Source organism: Ruegeria sp. CDSA077 (assembly GCF_059612265.1).
On the sequence record NZ_JBXWQG010000001.1, the window covers coordinates 475,859 to 501,021 of the forward strand.

The window sequence follows — 25,163 nt, forward strand, 5'->3', positions numbered from 1 at the left end:
CAGTTACGCCAAACCGGGAAGCAGAACTTTAAGGCCGTCCGCGATCATGCTGATTGCGATGGCAGACAGGATCATACCCATAAAGCGGCTCATGATCACCCGAGCGTTGTCCGAAAGCCGCTTGGACAGCGCCGCGGCGTTCCAGAATGTGACGAACAGCAAAAACAGCACTGCCAGAAAAACGCCCGCATAGAGTATGACGTCCATAGGTTTGGACATTTGATGTGCATAGAGGATCAACGTTGTGATTGTGCCAGGCCCAACGAGGATGGGAAAGGCCAAGGGATAAAAGGCGACGGTGTCGGGCTCGGGATAAGATTTCTTTTCGCCTTCGGTTCCGTGATGCGCCGTGCTCTCGGTGCCGCTCAGCATGTTCAGGCCGATCATCAGGACAACAAGACCGCCCGCAACGCGCAGATCATTGACGCTGATGCCGAACAGTCCCAATGTCTTGCTGCCAATGGCTGCAAAAGCACCGCCCAGGATCAGACAGTAGGTGACGGTTTTCACCGCAACCTTGCGTTGATCTGCGGGGGTCAGACCATCAGTCACGCTCAGAAAAACGGGCAAGTTGGTGATCGGGTTCATGATCGCAAAAAGCGCGCCGAAAAAACCTGCGGCGAGAGTCGTGTCCATTTTCATAACCCTAATGTCAGCCTGTATCAGGTTGGAAACTGGCCCATTTTCGACCTCAATGAAAGAGGCCACGTGAATAGGATGCTCGAACGATGACCGGAAAACTACTTGCTATTCTCCTTCTTGGGTCGGCTGTTCTGGCTGGTGGGGCCATGTACTATCTGCAAGTTTACGGCTTTTATTATGAAGTGGTCTCAAAGCCGGGACAGGATGTCCGTTTGCTAGCAATCGGCGCAGATGAGCCCGAGACCATCGCCTATACGGACTTTCAGGCGATTGATGCGGACAGCTCTCCGATTCGATACCGCGCCTGCTTTGAAACTGACCTGACGCCAGCAGATCTGGCTGGTTATCAGACCGCCAATGACCCCGAACCGTTGACGGCGCCCGGATGGTTTGAGTGCTACGATGCCATCGAGATTGCCAACGCGTTGCAGACCGGTCAGGCGCAGGCCTTTGTCGGGGCTAAGAATATACACTTTGGCGTGGACCGGATCGTCGCTGTAACCCAGGATGGAAAAGGCTATGTTTGGCACGCGCTGAACAACTGCGGGGAAAAGGCCTATGACGGCACGGTCGTCGGAGAGGAATGCCCGCAGCAACCGGAAACGGGGCAATGACTTATCTCATCCCGGATATGATCGCCGCCACGTTGGGGCTAGCTGTCTATCTTTTGGGGGCGGAGTTGAACACGCAGGTGAAGCTGCTTCAGCGCTTCAACATACCCGAACCGGTCAGCGGCGGGTTGGTCGCAGCGCTGGTGATGTTGGGATTATACATGGCCACAGGCATCTCATTCGATTTTGAGATGGCCACGCGGGATTACATGCTGGTGCTGTTTTTTGCGGCAATCGGCCTGAATGCCCGGTTCCTGGATCTGCTTACCGGCGGCAAACCTCTGTTCTTGCTGTTGGTTCTTACATTGATCACCATCATCATGCAAAACGGCATTGGTGCGGTCGGGGCGGTTGCATTTGGTTTTCCTGCCCAATCCGGAGTGTTATTCGGATCAGCTGCACTGATCGGCGGGCATGGAACCGCCATCGCATGGGCGCCGGACGTTGGTGCCGTAACTGGGTTGGAAGGCGCGACCGAGTTGGGGGTCGCAGTGGCGACATTGGGCCTGGTGTTGGCCGCGGTGGTTGGTGGTCCTGTGGCCAAGTATCTTGTCGAACGCTATAATCTGACCCCCGACCGCCCCAACGAAGAACTGACAGTTGGTGTCGCAACCGAAGAACAGCGTTATCCTGATATTACGCCGCTTGGTCTGATGCGGGTCATGCTGTACCTCCATCTTGCCATTATCATTGGCTATGGCGTGAATGTCCTGATCGCAGAGGCCGGCCTGAAACTTCCCCTGTTTGTACCTTGTCTGATCATTGCCATTTTGATCGGCAACCTGCGCAGCTGGTTGCGGCCAAATGCAGTTCCCGTCAGCCGCACATCCGCGCTTGGGCTGGTTTCAGAGCTTGCGTTGGGTACCTTTCTGGCCATGTCGCTGATGAGCCTGCAGTTGTGGACGATTGCGGAACTTGGTGTGACCATTTTGGTCGTACTGGCGGCACAAACCGCCTTTACGGTAATCTTCGTTATCTACGTGTTGTTTCCGGTGATGGGGGCGGGATATCGCGCCGCGGTTCTGGCCGCAGGCTTCGGTGGGTTTGCGCTGGGCGCGACCCCCACCGCCATCGCCAATATGACCGCCGTAACCAAGCGATATGGCCCGTCCCCTATTGCCTTTATCGTACTGCCCCTTGTATCCGCATTCTTTGTGGATATCGCCAATGCCATCGTCATTCAGACGATCGTCAATTTCTAAGGACCGACTATGCCCGACCTGCTGATCGAACTGTTTTCCGAGGAAATCCCTGCACGCATGCAAACCCGTGCCGGTGAAGACCTGAAAAAGCGGATCACTGATGGTCTGGTCGAGGCCGGTCTGACCTATGCCGGGGCTGCCTCTCTGACCACGCCCCGTCGTCTGACGTTGGCGGTCGAGGGTTTGCTGGCCGAAAGCCCGTCCATCCGCGAGGAACGCAAAGGCCCGAAAGTGGGCGCACCCGATAAGGCCATCGAAGGCTTCCTGCGCGGCGCCGGCCTGACCCGCGATCAGTTGGAAGAGCGTGAAACGCCCAAAGGTGCGGTCTATTTCGCGATGATCGAAAAGCCTGGTCGCCCGGCGGCTGATATCGTGGCCGACGTGCTTGAGGCGACCATTAGGAACTTCCCCTGGCCCAAGTCGATGCGCTGGGGCAGTGGTCCGATGCGCTGGGTACGTCCGCTGCATTCGATCCTGTGCCTCCTCAGCGATGAGGCAGGCGCGCAGGTCGTGCCGCTTGAGGTCGAAGGGATCACATCCGGCGATACGACCGAGGGTCATCGTTTCATGGCCCCAAACCGGTTTTCTGTTTCTTCCTTCGAGGATTACGCCGCCAAGCTGAAACGCGCGTTCGTGGTGCTGTCGCCCCAGGAACGCGCTGAGCATATCTGGAACGACGCCCAGAACATGGCCTTTGCGGCAGGCTTGGAGTTGGTCGACGATAAGGGCCTGCTGGCCGAGGTTGCGGGGCTGGTCGAATGGCCCGTTGTGCTGATGGGGCAGATTGACGAGGAGTTCCTCGAACTGCCGCCCGAGGTGTTGCAGACCTCGATGAAAGAGCATCAAAAGTTCTTTTCCGTAAAGAACCCCAAAACAGGCCGGATCGAACGCTTCATCACCGTGGCCAACCGTGAAACCGCAGACAATGGCGCGACAATTCTGGGGGGGAACCAAAAGGTGCTGTCGGCCCGTCTGGCGGATGCGAAATTCTTTTGGGAGAATGACCTGCGCGTTGCCAAGTCGGATATGACCCAGTGGACCCGCGCGCTGGAGAATGTGACCTTCCACAACAAGCTGGGCACACAGGCGGAACGGATCGACCGCATCGCCGCACTGGCCCGCGAACTGGCCCCGATCACAGGTGCCGAACCGGCAGTGGCCGAGAAAGCCGCGCGTCTTGCCAAGGCCGATCTGAGCTCGGAAATGGTCTATGAATTCCCCGAACTTCAGGGGCTTATGGGGCGGTACTACATCGAGGCCGCAGGTCAAGACGCTGCCGTAGCCGCCGTGGCGCAGGAGCATTATTCGCCTCTGGGTCCGTCGGATGATGTGCCCACCGCGCCGCTTTCGGTGACCGTGGCGCTGGCCGATAAGCTGGACACGCTGACCGGGTTCTGGGCGATTGATGAGAAGCCGACCGGGTCGAAAGACCCGTTTGCTCTGCGCCGTGCGGCGCTGGGGGTTATTCGGTTGGTTTTGGAGAATAACGTGCGATTGAGGCTCAAGGACGTTTTGAGTGAGCGCATTCAAAAAGCTTATCTCAAGGACTATTTGTTCAGTAAGGCAGACCAAGAAAAGCCAAGCTCAATTCCAGTTAACTATAAGGTTGAGTCTACCGATACCCTCCTCTCCTTCTTCCACGACCGCCTCAAGGTCTTCCTCCGCGACGAGGGCATCCGCCACGACATCATCGACGCCTGTATCGCTATGGACGGCAATGACGACCTCAACCTGCTGGTCAAACGCGCTCGCGCGCTGAACGCGGTGATTGCCACCGAGGATGGTGAAAACCTCCTGCAGGGGTTCAAGCGGGCCAACAACATCCTGACTCAGGCCGAGGAAAAGGATGGGGTCGAGTACTCTTATGGGGCAGATGTGAAATTTGCCGAAACAGACAGTGAAAAGGCGCTGTTTGGAGCATTGGATCAGGCTCAGGCACAGATCGATACAGCGCTGGCGTCCGAAGATTTCCCGGCCGCGATGACGGCTATGTCCGCGCTGCGCGGGCCGGTGGATGCGTTCTTTGAGGATGTGCAGGTCAATACCGACAATGACATCCTGCGCCGCAACCGCCTGAACCTGCTCAGCCAGATCAGGAAGGTCTGTTCCAGCGTGGCCGATCTGGTCCGAATCGAAGGTTAACGCTCTTGCGCCACGGGCGCAGGGGCCTATGCTGCGGTGAAACCAAAAGGTGCCGCAGTGCAGAATAACCCGCATACCACTCTGATCACAGCCGAAGCGCCCGTAGCGGCGAATACTCATGGCGGGCGCGCGAAATGCCTGCAGCGCCTGGTTCGGCTGGATTTTCCCGTACCACGAACGGTTGCATTGTCCTTTGATGCAGTGCAGCGGATCGCCGGCGGGCAGGTGCCCGACATTGCGGCCATTCTCGAACAGTTCGACGAGGCGGCGCTGCTATGTGTTCGTCCAAGTTCCGAGGACCCCGATTGGGGCGGGCCTGGGGCAATCCTCAACATCGGTATGAATGATGCGCGCTATGTGGATCTGTCAGACGAGATGGGGAACGAGGCCGCGGCTGCACTGTCGCTGCGCTTTGTTCAAAGCTATGCCATTCATGTGGCGCGTCTGGATGCGGATGTGTTTGACGACATCGAGGCCGATGGGCTGGAAGGTCTGCGCCAGTCGTTGCGGGCCTATGAGGATGAAACCGACGAGCCTTTCCCACAGGATCGTGGTGAGCAGCTGGTTGCGGTTCTGCGTTCGATGGCGCGGGCATGGGATGGAACCTCAGCCCGGCTGTTACGCCAAGCAAAAGGTGCGCCAGCGGATGCAGGTCTGGGCCTGGTCATTCAAGAGATGGTCCCGGGTGTGGGGCAGGGCGAATGCGGGTCCGGCGTTCTGCAACTGATTGATCCGACAACAGGGCTGCAGCAGATAACCGGTCGTTACCTCAGCCAAAGCCAGGGTCGCGATGCGTTGGGCGAGGGGGTCGCTGCTCTGTATCTGGAAAAGGATCCGCGTGGTAAGTCGCTTGAGGAAGTTGCGCCCAAGGCATTCGCGGAACTCAAGGCACATGCTGCAATCATGCGCGAAAAGCTGCGTGAGGAAATGCAGGTCGAATTCGTCATCGAAAATGGGCACGTTCACATTCTGGACGGTGTGCGCGTGCAGCGCAGTGCCCGTGCCGCCATGCGGATTGCCGTTCGGTTGGCCGAGGATGGCATCATTCCTCAGCAAGAGGCGGTGATGCGGGTCGATCCGCATTCTCTGAACGAGTTGCTGCACCGGCAGGTTCACCCCGACGCGCGCCGCGATGTGCTGACCACAGGCATTGCAGCCAGTCCAGGGGCGGCAACCGGAAAGCTTGTGTTTACTGCGGCCGAGGCGCAGGCAAGTGCCGCGCGGGGCGAGCCCTGTATTCTGGTGCGCCGAGAAACGTCCCCGGAAGATGTCCGGGGAATGCACGCCGCAGTGGCTGTTCTGACCGAAAAGGGTGGGATGACCAGCCATGCGGCCGTGATCGGTCGCGGCTTGGGCCTGCCTTGCATCGTTGGCGCCTCTGAAATGCGGTTTCAGACCAAAGAGAAGATGTTGACAGCCCAGGATGGCCGCGTTTTCAAAACGGGCGACAAGCTGACGATAGACGGAACTTCGGGGCAGGTTCTGGCGGGGCAGCCCGCGATGCTTGAGGCGGCGCTAGACGATTGTTTTCAGACGCTTATGAGCTGGGCAGACGCCGAACGTGATATTGAGATCCGCGCCAATGCCGATACGCCTGCGGATGCGCAGACCGCTCGGAACTTTTCGGCACAAGGGATCGGCCTGTGCCGGACCGAACATATGTTCTTTGATCCCGGCCGCCTGATCGTGATGCGCGAAATGATCTTTGCCCAAACCTCTTCCGGTCGTGCGGCGGTTCTGGAACGTCTGCTTCCGATGCAACGCGCAGATTTCGTGCAACTTTTTCGAATTATGGAAGGTCAACCGGTCTGTATCCGCCTGTTCGACCCGCCGTTGCATGAGTTCCTGCCCACGACTCGCAGTGGCCAGCGTGAATTAGCAGAGGCACTTGATCTGCCGGTTTCGGATGTGGAACGCCGTGTTGCCGAGATGACCGAATACAATCCGATGTTGGGATTGCGCGGCGTCAGGCTGGGCATCACGGTGCCGGAAATCTATGATATGCAGGCCCGAGCAATCTTTGAGGCGACGCTCGAGGCCAGCAAAGAGGGCGCTCTGGTGGTCCCCGAGGTGATGATACCGCTGGTTTCGGCCAAGCGCGAGGTTGAGCTTGTCAAATCTCGGATAGACACGGTTGCGGCATCGGTAGCCGCTGAACGAGGGCAAGAGTTCGAATACCGGCTGGGGGTCATGGTGGAAACGCCGCGTGCCTGCCTGCGGGCGGACGAAATCGCTCCACAAACTGCGTTCCTTAGCTTCGGCACCAATGATTTGACCCAAATGACCTATGGATTGTCTCGTGATGATGCTGGTCGTTTCATGTCTGCTTATGTGCGTCAGGGTGTTTTCGCCGAGGATCCGTTCCACGTGCTAGATCCCGATGGTGTAGGGGAATTGCTGAAGCTGGGGTCTGAACGCGGACGCCGGGTTCAGCCGGACGTGACCCTGTCAGTCTGTGGTGAACATGGCGGAAACCCCGAATCAATCGCAATTTGTCGGGATTTGGGGTTCGACTATGTGTCATGTTCACCCTTCCGGGTACCTGTCGCTCGGCTGGCTGCCGCTCAACTGGCGATTTCGTCCAGACTTGGGGGTTGACAGTAACTGCCGACCCAAGGATTAGTGGGAAAAGAAGGTAGCCGTCGTCAACTTATTTTGACGTTACGGCGATTTTCCACTTGCATCTTCTTCTGATCTGGACGTTTCCGATTCAATTCGGTATGAGCCTCATCGCGCCCGCCGGGGGAGGGTATGGCGCAGAATGTGCCTGTGCGAGGTTATCTGATGCTAAGATATATTCTGGCTGTTGCCGTTATGGCGACAACCATGCTGCCTAGTGTGTCCTTCGCTGAGAGGGAAGCAACCGATACTGCGAAACGTGAGCTGGTCGCCCGTAGCGAACTGCCCGGTCAGAATTTTCGCGATTATCTGAATTTGTTCAAGCCCCGACAGGAGCCTGAGCCGAAAGAAGTGTCCTACTCCAAGAGCTGGTTGGACGAGCAACCCACCGCCACCGGAGGCGAACAATTCAAGTGCCTGGCCGAGGCGTTGTACTTTGAAGCGCGCGGCGAAGGCGTGCGCGGTCAGTTTGCTGTGGCGGAGGTTATCCTCAACCGTGTTGCCAGCAGCCGCTTTCCCGACACGCTGTGCGGTGTGATCAATCAGGGCACAGGTAAGAAATACCAGTGCCAGTTCACCTATACCTGTGACGGTCAAGAGGAAGTGATCCGTGAAAAGAAGGCCTATGAGCGTGTAGCGAAAGTCGCGCGTACAGCCATCGACGGGGCTGCTAAAAAGCTCACCGAAGGGGCTACGCATTATCACACGACCGCAGTGCGCCCGTCTTGGGCCAAGGTCTACAAGGAAACCGCGCGTATCGGTGTCCATATTTTCTACCGTCACAACTATCAGACGGCGAGTAACTGATTGACGCACCCGCGCTGGAACCCTACTGGCGCGGGACGAAAATCGGTTTAGATTGCGGGTCCAGGAGGCCCGTATTGGTGTTATCACGCAGACAGATTTTGCAATCCGGTACAGCAATGTTGCTGTTGCCCAAGGCAGTGCATGCCGCAATAGATGATTTGGTTGCCCAGATCGTCTCCCGACAGCTGGCCCCTGACGGGTACCCCGAGACCTCGGTTTGGTCCTTTGGTGGAAATGTGCCCGGTTCAGAAATTCGCCTGCGCAAAGGGCAAAGCGTCCGGTGCAGATTGGTAAACGATTTGCCCCAACCCGCTACGATCCACTGGCATGGCATTCGGATTGTCAATGCAATGGACGGAGTCCCGGGTCTGACGCAGGACGCTGTTCAGCCTGGCCACAGTTTTACCTATGACTTCGTGGTCCCGGATGCGGGAACATATTGGTATCATGCCCATAACCGATCCATGGAGCAGGTTGCGCGTGGCCTCTACGGCCCATTGATTGTCGAAGAAGATAATCTGCCTGATGTGGATCAGGATTTGACCCTTGTCCTGGACGACTGGCGATTGACCCCGGAAACCGGGCAGATCGTAGAAGATTTTTATAACCAGCACGACCTCAGCCACGCCGGGCGTTTGGGTAATCTCGTCACAGTTAACGGCCAGTTTGATCCAGAATATGCAGTGGCGCGCGGCGCGCGCCTGAGGCTGCGGCTGATCAATGCGGCAAATGCCAGGATATTCGATCTGGGGCTTGATGGTCTGACAGGTTGGATCGTCGCTTTGGATGGAATGCCTCTGGTTGACCCTTTGCCGTTTTCTGGGAACGTCCCGCTTGCACCTGCTCAGCGGATGGATCTGATCGCGGATGTGCAAAGTGATGAGGGTCAGATTGCCGGGCTTGTTAGTCAAGAACGCGGTGAAAGCTTCGGTCTGGTTCGGCTTGCAGTGGTCGGTCAGGTGGCGGCAAACAGGACTGGAATCCGCCCCTTGCAAGCAAATGAGATGCCTAAGGTTCGGCTGGACGACGCACCGATCCATCGCATGACGCTGCAAGGCGGGGCCATGCGCTGGCTGGATTCCGCCAATATGGGCGAGACCGAGCTATCAGGCCGTGAATTGGCCCAACTCGGGAGGTTTTGGGCATTGAATGGCTATTCTGATCGACCGGATGAGCCGTTTCTGGATGCGCGATTGGGAAGTGCTCATCAGATTGAGTTTGTCAATGAAACGGTATTTTCCCATGCTATGCACCTGCATGGGCACCATTTCCGCATCATCCTGGATGACGGCACGCTGGGCCCCTGGCGCGACACGATACTGATAGGGCGGGGTCAGACCCGTAAAATCGCGCTGATTGCTGACAATCCAGGCGACTGGTTGTTGCACTGTCATATGCTGGGTCATTCAGCATCGGGAATGATGAGCTGGTTTCGCGTCAGCTGACGCCGCATTCGAAGACTGGAATGGCGCTTGTTGCAGTGTTATAGGGCCTGCAATGTGTAAATAGGTCCGAAAAGTCCACCAAGCCCAAAGGGTCAACCGCATGAGTTCTGAAATCCGTCTTGCCTTTGCGCACCCCTCCGAGCGGTCCGAAGCGACAGCCACGCGGGGACCTCTGGATCGCATTTCTCTGCGGGACCATATTGTCGAGGTCGAAATTGGCGCTTTTCAGGCAGAGCGCGGAACGACGCAACGCATTTGCTTTAATATCGTTGTCGAGGTGCGCCCTTTGACCGACCCGATTGACGACGATGTTGATCGCATTTTGTCATATGATCGTGTGACCGAGGCTATCGCCTTTGAACTGTCAGCCGAGCGGTTGAACCTGCTGGAAACTCTGGCAGACCGGATTGCGGAAAGAATTTTGCTTGAGCCTCAGGCCGTAAGGGCTTTTGTCAGAATAGAAAAACTGGACCGAGGACCCGGCGCTTTGGGCGTCGAGATCGTGCGCGGTAAAGATGCATCTCACCACGATCTGGTCGAGGAAGAGCGTCCGCACCCGCGTTTGGCCTTCCTGTCAAACGAAGCAATCGCTTCGGACAATCTGACCGGTTGGATCGACCAGTTGGAGAATCGGAAACGCCCCTTGATCCTATGCGTTGGGGCGGCGGAGATGGCCGTTTCACAAACCGGGCACGCCATGACACAACGCCGGATCGACCTTTTGGCCATCGAGCAAAACGCCTGGGTATTGGCCGCGCGTGACCTGCGCTGTGTCGTCGTTTCCACGCGGACTGAGTTGGATTGGGCCATGAAGAACGGACAGATTTGTGTTTGGGCCCCGTCCAAGATCGTTCTTGATGCGGTGGATGGGCCATCTGCCGCACCATCTGACGCGGTCGCTTTGGCGGCGTGGTTTGCCGCGACTTTCGAAGCAAGTGAGCTGTTGGTTTTCGGAGGCGCCCTGCCGGACTCGCCACAGATTCCGCTGCGCGCTGTGCCGGTGGGTCAGGCGAATCTGTGACTGCATACTACCGACCTCTGGTTCAGCATGGTGAGGTGCGCCCTGAAGGGGCGGTGACCTTAGCCGGTCAGAAGCTGTGGTTTACCCATGTCGAACGTCTGAGCCGGACTGAAGCCGCGTGCATCATCCCGGCTGCGCAGATTCCGGGGGATGTGCTGGATCGACTGACACGTCCACGGGCAGCTGTTTCTGGAGTTGCGATGGATTGCCCTCAGATCATGGGGATCCTCAACGCCACGCCGGACAGTTTCTCGGATGGCGGGGTGCATAACTCGGTCGAGTCGGCACAGGCTGCGGCTCGGGACATGGTATCGCGGGACGCCAGTATTCTCGATATCGGAGGCGAGTCGACACGCCCGGGTGCAACCTTTGTCCCTGAAGATGAGGAAATCGCCCGTACGGAACCTTTGGTTCGGGCGATCAGATCGACGACCGATGCGTTGATTTCCGTAGATACCCGCAAAGCCGCCGTTGCCAAAGCCGCTTGGAAAGCCGGGGCAGGGCTGATCAACGACGTCTCGGGCTTTACCTTCGATCCGGACCTTGCGCCGTTCTGTGCCCAGGTTGGTGCGTCCGTTTGTGTGATGCACATGCAGGGCGATCCAGGTTCGATGCAGGACGACCCGACTTACGACAGTGTTTTGCTGGATGTTTATGACTTCCTACATGGGCAGGTCGGGTTTCTTGAAGACCTCGGCATGAGCCGGGACCAGATCGTTATCGACCCGGGCATAGGATTTGGCAAAACCGAAAAGCACAATCTTATCCTTCTGCAGAATCTCAGCCTGTTTCACAGTTTGGGGTGTCCGATCCTGCTGGGCGTGTCCCGAAAGGGGTTTATTGGTCAGATAGGCAAAGAACCCGGCAAAGATGCCCGTGCGCCGGGATCCATCGCCGTGGGGCTGGCCGGATTGGCACAGGGTGTGCAGATCCTTCGTGTTCATGACGTCGCTGAAACCGCTCAGGCCTTGCGTCTATGGGCCGCCGTCCGGTAATCCGGTCGCAACAAGCAAGAATTTACGGAGAGATACCAATGCGCAAGCTGTTCGGAACCGATGGGGTGCGTGGCACCGCCAATACGCATCCGATCACGGCTGAGATGGCCCTGCGCATGGGGGCCGCGGTTGGGCGGTACTTCCGACGTGACCAATCCGGCGTGCACCGTGTTGTTATTGGCAAGGATACGCGCCTGTCTGGGTATATGCTGGAAAACGCGCTGACGGCGGGGCTGACCTCGACCGGGATGAATGTTTTGCTGCTGGGACCAGTTCCAACGCCGGCTGTCGGCCTGATGACGCGGTCAATGCGCGCCGATCTGGGCGTGATGATCTCGGCCAGTCACAACCCCGCCGAAGACAACGGGATCAAGTTTTTCGGGCCTGATGGCTTCAAGCTGTCGGATCAGGCGGAAATTGAAATCGAACGGCTGATCGAAGAAGGGGTTAAGCCTGCGCAGGCGCAAAATATCGGTCGGGCCCGCCGGGTAGACGATGCGCGGTTTCGCTATGGCGAGCGGGTGAAATCTTCGCTATCCCGCGATCTTAGGCTGGACGGTTTGAAAGTGGTGGTGGATTGCGCCAATGGCGCCGCGCACCGTACCGCACCCGAAGTTTTGTGGGAACTTGGGGCCGAGGTCATTCCTGTAGGCACATCTCCTAACGGTAAGAATATCAACCTGAATTGCGGTTCGACCAAACCTCAGCTTGCAGCTGAAACAGTGGTGGCGCACGGGGCCGATGTCGGGATCTGCCTGGATGGTGATGCCGATCGGGTTGTGATCGTGGATGAGCACGGACACGTGGCCGACGGCGATCAGTTGATGGCGTTGTTAGCGACCTCTTGGGCCAAGGCAGACCGCTTGCGCGGCGGCGCTTTGGTCGCGACAGTCATGTCCAATCTTGGTCTCGAACGCCATCTCGGTTCGCAGGGGCTCAGGCTTGAACGAACGGCCGTAGGCGACCGCTATGTAGTCGAGCGGATGCGTGAAGGAGATTTCAACCTGGGTGGTGAACAATCTGGCCACATCGTCATGAGCGATTATGCCACCACAGGCGATGGCCTCATGGCGGGCCTGCATTTCCTGGCTGAAATGGTACATTCCGGGCGCAACGCATCCGAACTGTCGGTTCAATTCGAAACAGTTCCGCAACTGTTGAAGAACGTGCGCTATGGCGAGGGGCAGGCCCCGCTGGAAACAGCTGGTGTGAAAGCCGCAATCTCGGATGCCGAAGAGCGTCTGAAAGGAAAAGGCCGATTACTGATCCGTAAATCCGGCACTGAACCTCTGATCCGCGTCATGGCGGAGTGTGAAGATGATCAGCTGTTGGCCCAAGTCGTTGACAGTATCGTTGCTGAGGTCGCGGCGGTTGCAGGCTAGCGACCGGCAAGCATTCTGCGCAGGCTGAACCACTGGCTGATCGCTAGCCCGGTCAGGATCATCGCCAGAGCAACGTAAAACCGTATCGGCAATGCCTCGGACAGAATCCACGCGCCAAATACCATCGACCATATCGGAACCTGGTAGTTGACCAGCGTCAGAAAAACAGACCCGGCGCTGCGAATAATCGAGACGCGCAACAACGTGGCAAAGGCGGTCGGAACAAGGCCCAATGCGATTATGGCGAGGCTAGGCCGTGCGCCATGCCAATTTGGCACCCCTTCGGTTACCAGCATGATGGGCAACAAGATCGCCGCGCCGACCAGCAGAGTGAGCGCAGCCAGAACAACCGGATCGACCGGAGGGCATCTGCGCGTGAATATAGAAGCGCAGGAATAGCACAGTGCAGCACCAATACAGGCCAGCTGTGCCAGTGGTTCCGCACCTTGACCAAGCTGTGCAAGGCCAGGGCCAATCAGCACCAGTGCGCCTGCAAATCCAAGTGATACGCCAACAAAACGCCGCGCGTTGAGGGGCTCATCCGAAAAGAAATGTGCCAGTGGCAACACCATCAACGGGATGGCCGCCATCGAAAGGCCCGCAAAGGCGGACGGAACATATTGCTGGCCCCAGCTGAGAAGCAAAAAAGGTAGGGCCGTCGACAGAATGCCGATCACGATGATTGAGGGCCAAAGGCCCCGCGTGGTTGTTGGCAATTTGCGACCCGTCGCCCCCATCAGCAGTATAAGGGTGAGCGCGCCCAGAGTCGTGCGCGCTGTTGCTACTGTGACGGGCCCGTACCCCTCGAGCGCGATGGCCACGACCATAAATGTGCCGCCCCAGATGAAGCCAAGTACAGCGACCATAAGCCAGTTTTTGTTGGTGATTTCAGAGGGTTCTCTCATGGTATTGCCTGCTTCGTCACAATTAGCTGCGAGTGTGGTATTGTAGGGGTATTGGAAAAAGAATTTGGAGACAAATTATGGACTACAAAGAAGTGAATGCTGTTTGCCAGCCCGGAGACGATGTGGCTTCACGAGATTGGTATGCTTGGAACAACAAGATGCCTCCAGGGCCCGCTAGGTTGATTGTGACGGGCATTGTCACGGTTGGTAATCCAGGGGTCGAGCCCATGTTGGTTATCGCCAATCCGCAGGGGATCAATCCCAGCCATTTGCTGCTCAACATCTTCCTCTGTCAGAAGCCCGGGAAATGGCCCTCGGTGGTTGTCGACAAGCCGGTGCGGTTCGAGCAGCATTCGAACCCGATGTATACCCATGTGGATATTGTTGGCGGGCCGTCGATAGAAATTTTTGACGCCCATTAAATGAATGACGCCGCCCCGGGGGGCGGCGTCACGATAGGATCAGTTCTTTTCCTGATCGACCAGTTTACCGGCCGAAATCCAGGGCATCATGTCCCGCAGCTTTTTGCCGACCACTTCGATCTGGTGCTCGTCATTGGAACGGCGCGAGGCTTTGATGGTGGGTTGACCCACAGCATTTTCCAGCATGAAGTCGCGTACGAACTTGCCGCTCTGGATGTCCGACAGGGTCTCTTTCATTGCCTTCTTGGTCTGCTCATAAGGCAGGATGCGCGGACCAGTGACGTACTGACCGTATTCAGCAGTGTTCGAGATCGAGTAGTCCATGTTGGCGATTCCGCCTTCATAGATCAGGTCCACGATCAGCTTGGTTTCGTGCAGACACTCGAAATAGGCCATTTCGGGTGCATAACCAGCCTCGACCAGAGTTTCAAAGCCGCAGCGGATCAGCTCGACGATACCACCACACAGAACCGCCTGTTCACCGAACAGGTCGGTTTCGCATTCTTCGCGGAAGTTGGTCTCGATGATGCCCGAACGGCCGCCACCGATGGCCGAGCAATAGGACAGACCGATTTCCAGCGCTTTGCCGGTTGCGTCAGTGTCAACGGCCACAAGGCAGGGAACGCCGCCACCTTTGGTGTATTCACCACGGACGGTGTGGCCGGGGCCTTTGGGGGCCATCATGATGACGTCTACGCCTGCTTTCGGTTCGATCAGGCCAAAGTGAACATTCAGGCCGTGGGCGAACGCAATCGCAGCACCCGGCTTGATGTTGTCATGCACGTATTTCTTGTAAGTTTCGGCCTGCAATTCATCGGGCATGGTGAACATGATGACATCACACCAGGCTGCCGCTTCTGCAATGCCCATGACCGCCAGGCCTTCGGCTTCGGCTTTCCTAGCCGAAGGCGAGCCTTCGCGCAGGGCAACGACCAGATTCTTCGCGCCCGAGTCGCGCAGGTTCAGCGCGTGTGCATGACCCTGGCTGCCATAACCCAGGATGGCCACTTTTTTGTCTTTGATCAGGTTGATGTCGCAATCGCGATCGTAATAGACGCGCATGATGCTGGTCCTTTCTGTTTCGATTGCTGTGGGTTTTAAGGCGATTTTCCAAGGATAGCGATACTGTTATCCTTGAATTATCAAGGATAACTCGAGTATCTATTCTTGAAATATAGTAAAAAAGAAAAAATCATGCTTGATGATGTTGACCGCAGGCTTCTGCGTCATTTCCAGGCCGACCCGACGCTGACAACCGCTGAGCTGGCTGAGCTTTGTCGCATCAGCACAAGTGTCTGCTGGCGGCGTATCGAAAAAATGCAAGAGGCCGGGATTATTCAAGCCCAAGAGGCGATCATTGACTGGGCCGCATTGGGATATGCAGTCGAGGTTTCATTGCGGGTGACGCTGGATAAGACCCAACCGCGTGCATTCGACGAGTTCATGGGTGTCGCGCGTGAGGTTCCCGAGGTGATCGAGATTCAGACCTTTTTGGGCCGTGTGGATGTGCGCTTATCTGTGCTTGCCAAGGATATGGCACATTACCAGCAGCTGTATCGTGACCGTATCCTGACTTTACCGCATATCGCAGATATCGAGGCATTGATGCATATCGCGCGGGTCAAAAGCGATGAGGTGCTGCCGCTATGACCGAATTGGATGAGCTCGACCGCAAAATTCTGCGCGCTCTGATCCAGGATGCAACGCAAAGCGCGGGTGCCTTGGGGCGTAGATTTGGCCTGTCTCAGCCCGCGATGTGGCGCCGTATCCGGAGGCTTGAAACGACGGGGATCATAAAGGGGCGCCACCTGCGTTTGAATGCAGAAGCGTTGGGGTTTGGGGTGACAGTTTTTCTGGGGGTCAAGTTAGCGCGGAAAGGTCAGGTCAGCCTTGAAGATTTCGAACGCGCCGTCAGTGCGATCCCCGAGGTTCAAACCGTTGAACATGTGTTGGGCCTCTATGATTACCGTTTGCGCGTCGTGGCACGGGATCTCTCGGACTTTGAACGTGTTCTGCGCCGCCGGATAATGACTTTGCCCGGGGCCGGAGATGTCGAAGCCAATGTATTACTGAGCGAAGAGAGGCTACCCGGGCCTATCGGCTAGGCCCGTTTTAGTACCTGGTACGGATGTAATATCCGGGATGATGTGTCATGCGCGCAAAGGTAATTGGCTGCCCGTCTTTCCATGTCGTGCGCTCTAATTGGATCATGGACGTCCCCGAGGTTGTCCCCATGAATTCAGCCAGCCGTCCATCTGCCGAAATCGCGCAAAAGGCGACTTCAGCATCGGTGAAGGGGGCGGCGTGCAACAGCCACTCATGCGGGCCTTTGGTGTCGAGGTCAGCATGTTCCACTTCTGGAACTGCATCGATATTGATCCAGCGCTCTTCCAGTTGAAACGGCCGGTTGTCTGCATAGTGCATGCAGACAATATGCAAAACACGCGCTTCCTGCGAGACGCTTAACTGAGAGGCAAGCCATCCGGGGCTGGAGACGATATTACGCTCGACCAGCGCATAACGATAGGTGGAGTTCTGCCCCTCGACATCCAGTCGGGTCAGGGAAAACTCCAGTTTTGCGTGTTTGCTGGGTTCTTTTTTGACCCGCGTTCCGCTTTTACGTTTTCTTTCAACGAAGCCCTGATCTGCCAGTTCCCGCAAAGCACGATTTACCGTGGCACGGGCACAATTAAATTCTTCTGCCAACTGGGTTTCTGTCGGCAGCACCGACCCCTGTGGCCAAACTCTGGTTTCTATTCGTCGTTTTACTTCGTCACGTACAAACTGAAAACTGATCCGCTTATGCGCAGTCACGAGTGAAAATACCTTTCTTCTCCAAAGTGTATGTATCTGGTCAGAAACACGTAGGGGTGTAAAGGGTTGCTGACACTGTTTGGCGTCATTAGTTGTCGATAGGGCCTTTGAGGCGTTAAAATTTTCTTAGGAAACCGGGTTCCGTTGGGTCAATTTTCAGTAATAACTGAGAGGCAGTGAGCGAAGTTGCGAACACCCGCTCGTTTCGTGGAATTTGAAAGGAATACCAATGCCCCCGCTTTTGGACAAAATTGACCCCAATGGGTTAGAGGAGTTTTCGGTCGTCTTCACCGATCGCTCGCTTAATCACATGTCGGTTCAGTTTCAGCATGTGATGCGCGACATCTCTGAGATGCTGAAAGGCGTTTACAACGCTGACGGTGTGGCCGTTATCCCGGGCGGTGGTACCTATGCAATGGAAGCAGTCGCGCGCCAGTTTGCCCGCAATGCCAATGTTCTGGTGGTCAGGAATGGCTGGTTTTCCTATCGGTGGAGCCAGATCATCGAGTCCGGTGGGTTGACGGCGTCGGCAACAGTTCTGAAGGCGCGCCAGACCGGCAACTCGGCAACGTCCCCATTTGCGCCCGCTCCGATCGAGGAAGTCATCGAAACGATCCGCGATGGGCGCCCGGATGTTGTCTTTGCGCCGCATGTCGAAACGGCGGCCGGGGTCATTCTGCCCGACGACTATATTTCGGCGATGGCAGCCGCAGCCCACGAGGTTGGGGCGCTGATGGTTCTGGATTGCATCGCTTCGGGCTGCGCATGGGTGGACATGAAGGCGACGGGTGTGGATGTCCTGATCTCGGCCCCTCAGAAAGGGTGGAGCGCATCGCCTTGCGCGGGTCTTGTCATGCTGTCTGAACAGGCTGAGGCAAGGCTGGAGGAGACGACTTCGGACAGTTTTGCCGTCGACCTGAAGAAATGGCGTCAGATCATGCAAGCCTATGAAAATGGCGGTCACGCCTATCACGCCACGATGCCAACAGATGCGCTGAAAGCCTTCCGCGACACGATGGCTGAGACTCGAGACTATGGCTTTGACAAACTGCGTGACGCCCAGTGGGCATTGGGGGACGGTGTACGGGCAATGCTGAAGGAGAAGGGCATTGTTTCTGTCGCTGCCGATGGGTTTGGTGCGCCGGGTGTGGTGGTCAGCTATACCTCGGATCCCAATATCCAGAACGGTAGCAAATTCGCCGCCTTGGGCATGCAGATCGCTGCTGGTGTGCCCTTGCAATGTGATGAGCCAGACGGGTTCAGCACCTTCCGTCTGGGCCTGTTCGGTCTGGACAAGCTGTACGATATTGACGGCACAATCGCGCGTCTAAAGCGCGTGCTGGACCAGGTTTTGTGACCATCGGGCTTTAGCGGACGCCGAGGCCCATCTGCATCAGCGTCTTGCGCACGGTCGGCAGCGAATACAGCGCGTTCAACCCCATTGCACGTATGTCCCGTAAAGGCCGCGCCTCAATCATCGAGGCGCGGTTCAGCAAGTCGATACCCTTGACCCGGGCCTCGATCTCGGTGTGACGCGCTTTGTGATAGGCATCCAACATCTGCGCGTCACCCAGGCCCTCGGGACGGGCCTGTGCCAAATCCAGCAGGCATCGCAGATCACCCAAGGACATGTTCAGCCCCTGCGCACCGATGGGGGGCACGACATGGGCGGCTTCGGCCATCAGGGCCACGCGTTCGCCCGAAAGGCGCTCTGCCGATTGGCTGATGATCGGCCAGATTGTTCGGCGTGAAGCCAGTTTCAACGGACCGAACAACCCGCAGGACCGTTCGGTCATCAGCGCTTCAAAGCTTTCCGGATCGGTGTTCAACAGCTCTACCGCGCGCGGGCCACGCTCCATCCATACAATCGCGGACGAGGGCTGACCCTGCCAGTCGGGCAGGGGAACTAGCGTGAACGGGCCGCCGGACCTGTGAATCTCGGTCGAGACGTTCTGATGCGGGATCGAGTGTGTAACCGCGAAGGCCAACGCCTTTTGCCCATAGCGCGTGGTGTGCACGTTGATCCCGGCGGCCTCTCGCATGGGCGAGTTGCGACCATCTGCGGCGATCACCAGTTTACAGCGGATGCGCGTCCCGTCGCTCAGGCCAACGCGGGCTTCGGCTGTACGGGTGAACAAGCTGACCGTGCCCGTTCCGGGGCGAAAATCGACATTGGGCAGTTCAGCGAGACGGGCCACCATTTCGCGCCGCAAGAGCCAGTTTGGCAGGTTCCAACCAAAGGGCTGGTCCGAGATATCCGCGGCATTGAAGTCGCGCACCACGCGCGGCTCGGGCACATCTCCGCCTGCATCCACAATCCGCATGATCTGAAGAGGGGCGGCATGCGCGTCGAGTTTTTCCCACAGCCCGCATTGTTCCAAAAGACCGTGGGCTGGTTGCAAAAACGCGGTAGTCCGTAAATCCGATCCGTCCACGTCCCGCTGGGTCACAGGAGGGGTGGGATCAACGCAGACCACATTGAACTCAGCCGCGCCAAAGGCCGCCGCTGCGGTCAAACCGGCAATTCCGCCGCCGGAAATCAGGATGTCGCACTGGTCGTTCATGGCGCCCTCTTTGGTTCTGAGCCGACCCTAGAGCGGTTCCGCTGCCTGCGCCAAGTGACATCCTGTCTCGCAGGTCAGCCGCGCGAGATCAGGATGAGGATTAGGAATATCACGGGCACCATCACGACGGCGGGGATATACAGGCCCGGCAAGCCAAACAGCATCACCGAACAGCCCCACATGCTGAAGATGGCGGCGGCGGTGTAATACCAGTCGTCCCCATCTGCATCGGCCGCATCGCGCGCCATCCAGCCAAACAGGGGAACAGCAAATAGAAGGCGCTGCCAGATGGGTGAGCGCGGGGGCATTTCGATTGCGGACATCTGGGTCTCCGTTCTGTTCGTCGCAGTTGGGATATAGGGGCGGCGCCCGGGTCGCAGTACGTGCAGATCGTCGCAGTGTGACAGCCTATCGCAGGCGGGCCAGAAAGGCGGTCAGGTCGTCTGTATGATGGTGGATGTGATCGGCCATGTGCGGTTCGGGCGCGACATGAACTGTGCGCATCCCCATCTCATGCGGGGCCGCCAGATTGCGCGGATCGTCTTCGAACATGGCCGCTTTCTCTGCCTTGATTCCGTCTTGCGCAAAGATGGCCTGGAATGCGGCCTTTTCGGGTTTAGGACGGTATCCCGCATGCTCGACCCCATAGATGGCATCGAACAAACCGCTGAGGCCACGCGCCGCAAGGACGCGTTCGGCATAGGGCGCGCTGCCATTGGTATAGACAATGCGGCGACCGGGCAGGGCACGAATATGTGCCGCCAGATCCACGTCCGGGTCCATATGGCTCATATCCACCTGATGCACGGCATACAGGTAAGGGTCGGGATCCAGATCATGTTCGGCCATCAGCCCGGCCAGCGTGGTGCCATATTCGCGCCAGTAATGGGATCGCAGCCGGTCGGCTTCGGCCCGGTCGACGCCGATGGCCTGAACCACATAATCCGTCATCAGCACCTCGATCTGATCGAACAGGCGCATATGCGGCGGGTACAGGGTGTTGTCCAGATCGAACACCCATTGGGAGACATGGCTGAAGGCAGGTTTGACCATGTCTGCCGTTTAAGCCGCGCGGCGCAGGTTTTCAATGCAGTACTTGATTGTGCGCACTGCAGACGGATAGACATGTCCGAACGAGGAGAAAAACAAAAGATGCCCCAATCCAAGCAGTCCAACAGCGACGCCTACAGCCTTATTCTCGAAGCGATTGATGTTGGCATCTACAAGCCCGGTGACAGGCTGGTCGAAAGCGAGCTGGCCGAAAGGTTCGGTGTTTCGCGCACGCCAATCCGCGAGGCATTGCAGCGGTTAGAGACCCAATCCTTGCTTGAACGCGACGGGCGTTCGCTGATTGTGGCCTCATTGGACCACAATCAGATGGCAGAGCTATATGTCGTTCGCCGTGAACTTGAAGGTCTCGCTGCAAGTTTGGCCGCCAAGCACGCGACCGAGGAAGAGATCAAGGTGCTGCAGGAAATGGTTGCCGAAGATGATGCGCTGGTGGACAATCCAAACGCCCTGTCTCGGGCGAATCGGCGGTTTCACGAACAGATCCATCTGGCCTCGCACAACCGCTATTTGGTGCAACAGCTGAACCTTGTGCACCGCACAATGGCCTTGATGGCAACGACATCGCTTGCGGTTTCCGGGCGCGGTGAGATCGCGCAAAGTGAACATAAAGGCATCGTCGAGGCGATTGCCGCCCGTGACGAGCAAGCCGCAGAACGTGCGTTGAAAGAGCATATCTCGGTCGCTTTCATGACGCGTCTCAAGCAGGATGCGGTTCGTCGCGAAAGCTGACGGTCACATGTCGAAGGCTTCTTCACTGGCTTGACCGTGTTGAGTTTTATCCCAGAAGAACGGGTTGATAGCCAATTCCCAAAGGGCTTTGTAAGCTGCCAGCACACCCAAGGGGAAATACAGCGGCATTGTCGGCACCCACGGCATCAGAAACCGTCTTTCACGGGCGGCGACAGCCAGTATCCCGATGGTCACATTCGTGATCTCTGCAAATACGAACAGAGCTATCAGTATGGTCATGACCTTGCCCGGAATGACCGGATCCAGCGGGCTGGCCAATCCGAATGTGGTAAGCCAGAACAGCCACAAAACCGGGGCCAGCAGGAATTGTCCGACGGTGCCCAGAAAAAACGCCTGAAGCCCAAGGAAGCGCAGCACACCCAGCTCTTTCAGCAGATGGATCGGCGCGCGCATGTGGACAAGATATGTGACCATAAAGCCCTTGAGCCATCGTGAACGCTGTTTGACCCAAGGCCAGGCCCGAAAGTTTGCTTCTTCGAAAGTGGCGGTATCAACCATCTCGGTCCGATAACCCGCGCGGCTGAGGCGGACGCCCAGATCCGCGTCTTCGGTCACATTATGGGCATCCCAACCGCCCAGTTCCAACAGCTTTTCGCGACGAAAGAAAAAGGTTGTACCACCAAGTGGAACCACCAGCCCCAACCGGGCAATGCCAGGCAGGATGACCCGAAACCAACTGTTATACTCGATGGTAAAGCAGCGAGACCGCCAGTTGGTGCGCGGGTTGTAATAGTCCAGAACGCCTTGCAAGCAGACGACGTCTTCACTGGCTTGGGTGAAATGTCCGACGATGCGTTCGATTTGATCGGGAAGAGGGGCGTCCTCGGCATCCCAAACGCCCAGAATATCACCACGACAGAAATCCAGCGCATAGTTCATCGCGCGCGGTTTTGTCGTCAACCCGCTTAATGCCGGTACTTCGATCGTGCGGATCCAACAGGGCAGCTCGATTTTGGCCAGGGTTGCACGGGTTACCATATCCGTTTCTTCCAAAACCAGAATGACGTCCAAAAGAGCTTTGGGATATGTCAGACGTCGCAATCGGCGGATCAGAGCCCCAGCAATCTCTCGCTCTTTGTACAAAGGGACCATGATGGAAACGCGAGGCAGTCGAAGAGGAAGCGTGGTGGCGGTCTGACTGTGGCGTTTTCCTTTGTAACACAGAAACGAGAGCAATCCCGCCAGTCGCAATGTCAGGAATAATACAAGCGACGTAACGGCCAAAACGACCAGAGCCAGCAGCCCCGGAATGGGTTGCGCCAGGAATAGTGTGGCGAGGCCAAGCACTATGGCAATCGGCCCAATACGCGAGTGCCGAGTCCAGGATCGGCAACTCTGAGCTATTGCCACACGGGTTTCAGCCTTTTCAGCAAGGCTTTCCGAGAAAATGCTGGCGATTGCATCGTCGATCCGGTCCGCATCGGCAAGCACGGGTATGATCGTTTGCTTTTCCTTTGCCAACTGCTTGCGAACTGCGTCGAATTGATCGGGATTGGCGGTAGCGACCAGCAGAATGGGACCGATGCGCATCCAGGGAATGATGTTGTGACCCAGCCAAAAGCTGGCGGGGCGGATTTTGCAAAGGTCCGGATTTGGTGGATGCAGATCCAGGTCCGCGATCTGCAATCCTGTTTGTTCAGACAGCGCCGTCAGAACCTCGGACCGATCTACCCAGCCTTCGCCGACCAGGATTTCGCCCAGTGCAACATTTTGTCTGGATTGCAGGTGCAGGGCTTTTTGCAACTGATGGTTCGAAAGCAGCCCGCGGTCGATCAGGCAAGCCCCCAAAGGCTTGCGCACCGTTGTAGAAATCGGCGCGGCCGATGCGAAATGCTGCAGGTTCAGTTCAACCATTCAATCAACCCAGACGTGGTAATCTGCGTCAGGGTGGAGCGATTAAGGTTAATAGGCCGTTAAGACTGTATGATTATGCCTGTGCCTTCCGGGCGGCCATCGCATGCGAGAACCGCTCGAACAGGTAGAAGCTGTCTTGTGGACCTGGAGATGCCTCTGGGTGGTACTGTACCGAATAGACCGGTCGATCCGTCATGCGAATTCCGCAGTTTGAACCATCAAACAACGAACGATGAGTCTCAACGACACCGTCGGGAAGGGTTTGAGCGTCTACCGCAAACCCATGGTTCATAGACGTTATTTCCACCTTCCCAGTCTCGAGATCTTTTACCGGGTGGTTCGCCCCGTGGTGGCCGTGATTCATCTTGACAGTCTGACCGCCAAGGGCCAGCGCAAGCATCTGATGACCAAGGCAAATCCCGAATACGGGTAGGTCGGTGGTGTCCAATACCTCTTTGATCATCGGTACTGCGTATTCACCCGTAGCCGCTGGATCACCGGGGCCATTGGACAGGAATACGCCGTCGGGACTATGGGCCAGAACCTCAGCCGCGGTTGCCGTTGCGGGCAGCACAGTGACATCGCACCCGGTCGAGGCAAGGCATCTCAGGATATTGCGCTTTGCCCCGAAATCCAGTGCCACAACCTTATGTACTGGGGCCTCTTGCCGTTTATAGCCATCTGGCCAGGCCCAACGCATCTCATCCCAGCGATAGCTTTGCGCACAAGTCACTTCCTTCGCCAAATCCATACCTTCAAGCCCGGCAAAGCCACGCGCAGCCGATACCAGAGCTTCGATGTCAAAATTGCCCTCAGGATCATGGGCCAATGCCACATGAGGTGCGCCTTGCTGGCGAATTGCGCGGGTCAACCGGCGGGTATCGACACCGCCAATGGCAATACGCCCACGCTGGGCAAGCCATGATTTCAGCTCTTCAGCAGACCGCCAGCTGGACGGTTCGGTTGGGTCCCATTTGACGACCATTCCGGCCGCGACAGGATCACCGGTTTCGTCATCCTCGGGGTTCACACCAACATTTCCGATATGAGGGAAAGTGAAGGTTACGATCTGTCCGGCATAAGAAGGATCGGTCATGATCTCTTGATAGCCGGTCATTGCGGTGTTGAAACACAGCTCGGCCACGGTCTGGCCTGTGGCGCCGAAACCGACCCCGTAGAACAGTGTTCCATCGGCCAAAGCCAGACATGCGGTGGGCTTGGACGGGGCGTTCTGGGCCATAGCGCGACTCTCCTGCAGGGTAAATCGGCGCATACCTAAGGGGGTTATGCGCTTGGGTCAAGTGTGTTCAATTTTTGGGCTATTGAGTAATATCAATGACTTAGATGTTGAGGCCCCCGGTTGTATCACGCTTTTTGTTTCGATATGGTCGGGGTTCCTTTTGTCATGGGGATGGACAAACTAAATGGATATGCGATCACGGGTGAATTCCGCCCTGAAGCAAGCAATGAAAGACAAGAACGCCGAGCGTCTGTCGACCCTACGTCTGATCAATGCAGCAATCAAGGACCGGGATATCGCGTCTCGTGCTGCGGTCAACGAGGAAGCCAAGGGTTGCGGTGATGCCGAAGTTCTTGAAATTCTAGGGAAAATGTCCAAGCAGCGTAAGGAAAGTGCGCGTGCTTACGAAGAGGGTGGACGCCTCGATCTGGCGGAGCGTGAACTGCGCGAGATAGAAGTCATAGAAGAATTCCTGCCCGAGCAACTGGACGACGATGAGGTGACGAAAGCCATCCAATCAGCGATTACGGCCACTGGTGCCGGGTCGATCCGGGATATGGGCAAGGTCATGGGCGAGCTCAAGACACGCTATACTGGCCAGATGGACTTTGGGAAAGTTGGGCCCATGGTCAAAGATCAGCTTTGTGCGGCTGCCAGCGGCTGACTGCCGTGACATG

At 57.1% G+C, this 25,163-nt stretch carries 24 protein-coding genes; 15 read left to right on the top strand and 9 right to left on the bottom strand.

Translation table 11 applies throughout. The features are described from left to right. Positions 1-3: 3 nt before the first annotated feature. Positions 4-636 (bottom strand): MarC family protein, encoded by a 633-nt coding sequence (locus tag AC2FLE_RS02455; RefSeq protein WP_496690758.1) that lies wholly within the window; start codon positions 634-636, stop codon positions 4-6. 92 nt (positions 637-728) lie between these two features. On the opposite strand from AC2FLE_RS02455, the gene AC2FLE_RS02460 reads away from it, so the two are divergent. The 9 genes from AC2FLE_RS02460 (at position 729) to glmM (ending at position 12,866) form a co-directional block, all read left to right on the top strand. Then, positions 729-1,256 carry a DUF6446 family protein gene (locus AC2FLE_RS02460; protein ID WP_496695035.1) on the top strand — a complete coding sequence of 176 codons (528 nt, stop codon included), beginning with the start codon at positions 729-731 and terminating at the stop codon, positions 1,254-1,256. After that, entirely contained in the window at positions 1,253-2,455 is a 1,203-nt protein-coding gene (gene gltS, locus AC2FLE_RS02465; RefSeq protein WP_496695037.1) for a sodium/glutamate symporter, read from the top strand. The genes AC2FLE_RS02460 and gltS overlap by 4 nt, the downstream gene beginning before the upstream one ends. Positions 2,456-2,464: 9 nt before the next feature. Then, positions 2,465-4,597 (top strand): glycine--tRNA ligase subunit beta, encoded by a 2,133-nt coding sequence (gene glyS, locus AC2FLE_RS02470; RefSeq protein ID WP_496695039.1) that lies wholly within the window; start codon positions 2,465-2,467, stop codon positions 4,595-4,597. 36 nt (positions 4,598-4,633) lie between these two features. Further along, positions 4,634-7,195 (top strand): putative PEP-binding protein, encoded by a 2,562-nt coding sequence (locus AC2FLE_RS02475; protein WP_281972295.1) that lies wholly within the window; start codon positions 4,634-4,636, stop codon positions 7,193-7,195. 153 nt (positions 7,196-7,348) lie between these two features. Continuing rightward, positions 7,349-8,023 (top strand): cell wall hydrolase, encoded by a 675-nt coding sequence (locus AC2FLE_RS02480; protein WP_271946407.1) that lies wholly within the window; start codon positions 7,349-7,351, stop codon positions 8,021-8,023. 77 nt (positions 8,024-8,100) lie between these two features. Next, positions 8,101-9,468, top strand: a complete 1,368-nt coding sequence (locus AC2FLE_RS02485) for a multicopper oxidase family protein (RefSeq protein WP_496695042.1) — start codon at positions 8,101-8,103, stop codon at positions 9,466-9,468. Between the two features lie 100 nt (positions 9,469-9,568). Further along, positions 9,569-10,489 carry a dihydroneopterin aldolase gene (locus AC2FLE_RS02490; protein WP_496695044.1) on the top strand — a complete coding sequence of 307 codons (921 nt, stop codon included), beginning with the start codon at positions 9,569-9,571 and terminating at the stop codon, positions 10,487-10,489. After that, positions 10,486-11,484, top strand: a complete 999-nt coding sequence (gene folP / locus AC2FLE_RS02495; protein ID WP_496695046.1) for a dihydropteroate synthase — start codon at positions 10,486-10,488, stop codon at positions 11,482-11,484. The genes AC2FLE_RS02490 and folP overlap by 4 nt, the downstream gene beginning before the upstream one ends. 38 nt (positions 11,485-11,522) lie before the next feature. Beyond that, positions 11,523-12,866 carry a phosphoglucosamine mutase gene (gene glmM / locus AC2FLE_RS02500; protein ID WP_281972291.1) on the top strand — a complete coding sequence of 448 codons (1,344 nt, stop codon included), beginning with the start codon at positions 11,523-11,525 and terminating at the stop codon, positions 12,864-12,866. Here the strand turns inward: glmM and AC2FLE_RS02505 are convergent. After that, positions 12,863-13,771, bottom strand: a complete 909-nt coding sequence (locus AC2FLE_RS02505; RefSeq protein ID WP_496695048.1) for a DMT family transporter — start codon at positions 13,769-13,771, stop codon at positions 12,863-12,865. The two genes, glmM and AC2FLE_RS02505, sit on opposite strands and share 4 nt — an antisense overlap. 77 nt (positions 13,772-13,848) lie before the next feature. On the opposite strand from AC2FLE_RS02505, the gene AC2FLE_RS02510 reads away from it, so the two are divergent. Then, on the top strand, positions 13,849-14,193 hold the full coding sequence (locus AC2FLE_RS02510) for a hypothetical protein (protein WP_142634506.1): 345 nt from the start codon (positions 13,849-13,851) through the stop codon (positions 14,191-14,193). A gap of 39 nt (positions 14,194-14,232) precedes the next feature. Here AC2FLE_RS02510 and ilvC read toward each other — a convergent pair whose 3' ends face one another. Next, on the bottom strand, positions 14,233-15,255 hold the full coding sequence (gene ilvC, locus AC2FLE_RS02515) for a ketol-acid reductoisomerase (RefSeq protein ID WP_142634504.1): 1,023 nt from the start codon (positions 15,253-15,255) through the stop codon (positions 14,233-14,235). 132 nt (positions 15,256-15,387) lie between these two features. On the opposite strand from ilvC, the gene AC2FLE_RS02520 reads away from it, so the two are divergent. After that, positions 15,388-15,843: an Lrp/AsnC family transcriptional regulator gene (locus tag AC2FLE_RS02520; protein ID WP_271946422.1), complete on the top strand. Its 456-nt coding sequence runs from the start codon at positions 15,388-15,390 to the stop codon at positions 15,841-15,843. Further along, a complete protein-coding gene (locus tag AC2FLE_RS02525; protein WP_142634500.1) occupies positions 15,840-16,298 on the top strand; it encodes an Lrp/AsnC family transcriptional regulator in 459 nt (152 codons plus the stop codon). The genes AC2FLE_RS02520 and AC2FLE_RS02525 overlap by 4 nt, the downstream gene beginning before the upstream one ends. Positions 16,299-16,305: 7 nt before the next feature. Here the strand turns inward: AC2FLE_RS02525 and hutC are convergent, their stop codons facing one another. After that, positions 16,306-16,920: a histidine utilization transcriptional repressor HutC gene (gene hutC, locus AC2FLE_RS02530; RefSeq protein WP_496695051.1), complete on the bottom strand. Its 615-nt coding sequence runs from the start codon at positions 16,918-16,920 to the stop codon at positions 16,306-16,308. Between the two features lie 316 nt (positions 16,921-17,236). On the opposite strand from hutC, the gene AC2FLE_RS02535 reads away from it, so the two are divergent. Then, positions 17,237-18,364, top strand: coding sequence for an aminotransferase class V-fold PLP-dependent enzyme (locus AC2FLE_RS02535; RefSeq protein WP_496695053.1), 1,128 nt, complete (start codon positions 17,237-17,239; stop codon positions 18,362-18,364). A 10-nt stretch (positions 18,365-18,374) separates the two neighbouring features. On the opposite strand, the gene AC2FLE_RS02540 is transcribed toward AC2FLE_RS02535, so the two are convergent. The 3 genes from AC2FLE_RS02540 to AC2FLE_RS02550 all read right to left on the bottom strand — a co-directional run bounded on the left by AC2FLE_RS02540 (position 18,375) and on the right by AC2FLE_RS02550 (position 20,624). Further along, on the bottom strand, positions 18,375-19,571 hold the full coding sequence (locus tag AC2FLE_RS02540; protein WP_496695054.1) for a UbiH/UbiF family hydroxylase: 1,197 nt from the start codon (positions 19,569-19,571) through the stop codon (positions 18,375-18,377). Positions 19,572-19,645: 74 nt separating this feature from the next. Beyond that, positions 19,646-19,894 (bottom strand): hypothetical protein, encoded by a 249-nt coding sequence (locus AC2FLE_RS02545; protein WP_271946430.1) that lies wholly within the window; start codon positions 19,892-19,894, stop codon positions 19,646-19,648. Between the two features lie 85 nt (positions 19,895-19,979). Then, entirely contained in the window at positions 19,980-20,624 is a 645-nt protein-coding gene (locus AC2FLE_RS02550; RefSeq protein ID WP_496695056.1) for a pyrimidine 5'-nucleotidase, read from the bottom strand. A 99-nt stretch (positions 20,625-20,723) separates the two neighbouring features. Here AC2FLE_RS02550 and AC2FLE_RS02555 point away from each other — a divergent pair, with 99 nt between their 5' ends. Further along, positions 20,724-21,371: a GntR family transcriptional regulator gene (locus tag AC2FLE_RS02555; RefSeq protein WP_142634488.1), complete on the top strand. Its 648-nt coding sequence runs from the start codon at positions 20,724-20,726 to the stop codon at positions 21,369-21,371. Between the two features lie 3 nt (positions 21,372-21,374). On the opposite strand, the gene AC2FLE_RS02560 is transcribed toward AC2FLE_RS02555, so the two are convergent. Together AC2FLE_RS02560 and carA are read right to left on the bottom strand one after the other, a co-directional pair. Next, entirely contained in the window at positions 21,375-23,246 is a 1,872-nt protein-coding gene (locus tag AC2FLE_RS02560) for a glycosyltransferase (protein WP_496695058.1), read from the bottom strand. A 73-nt stretch (positions 23,247-23,319) separates the two neighbouring features. Continuing rightward, entirely contained in the window at positions 23,320-24,486 is a 1,167-nt protein-coding gene (carA, locus tag AC2FLE_RS02565; protein ID WP_496695060.1) for a glutamine-hydrolyzing carbamoyl-phosphate synthase small subunit, read from the bottom strand. Between the two features lie 184 nt (positions 24,487-24,670). Between carA and AC2FLE_RS02570 the strand changes: the two genes are divergently transcribed. Further along, complete coding sequence (locus AC2FLE_RS02570; protein WP_142634482.1) at positions 24,671-25,150, top strand: GatB/YqeY domain-containing protein; 480 nt, start codon at positions 24,671-24,673, stop codon at positions 25,148-25,150. Positions 25,151-25,163 lie beyond the last annotated feature (13 nt).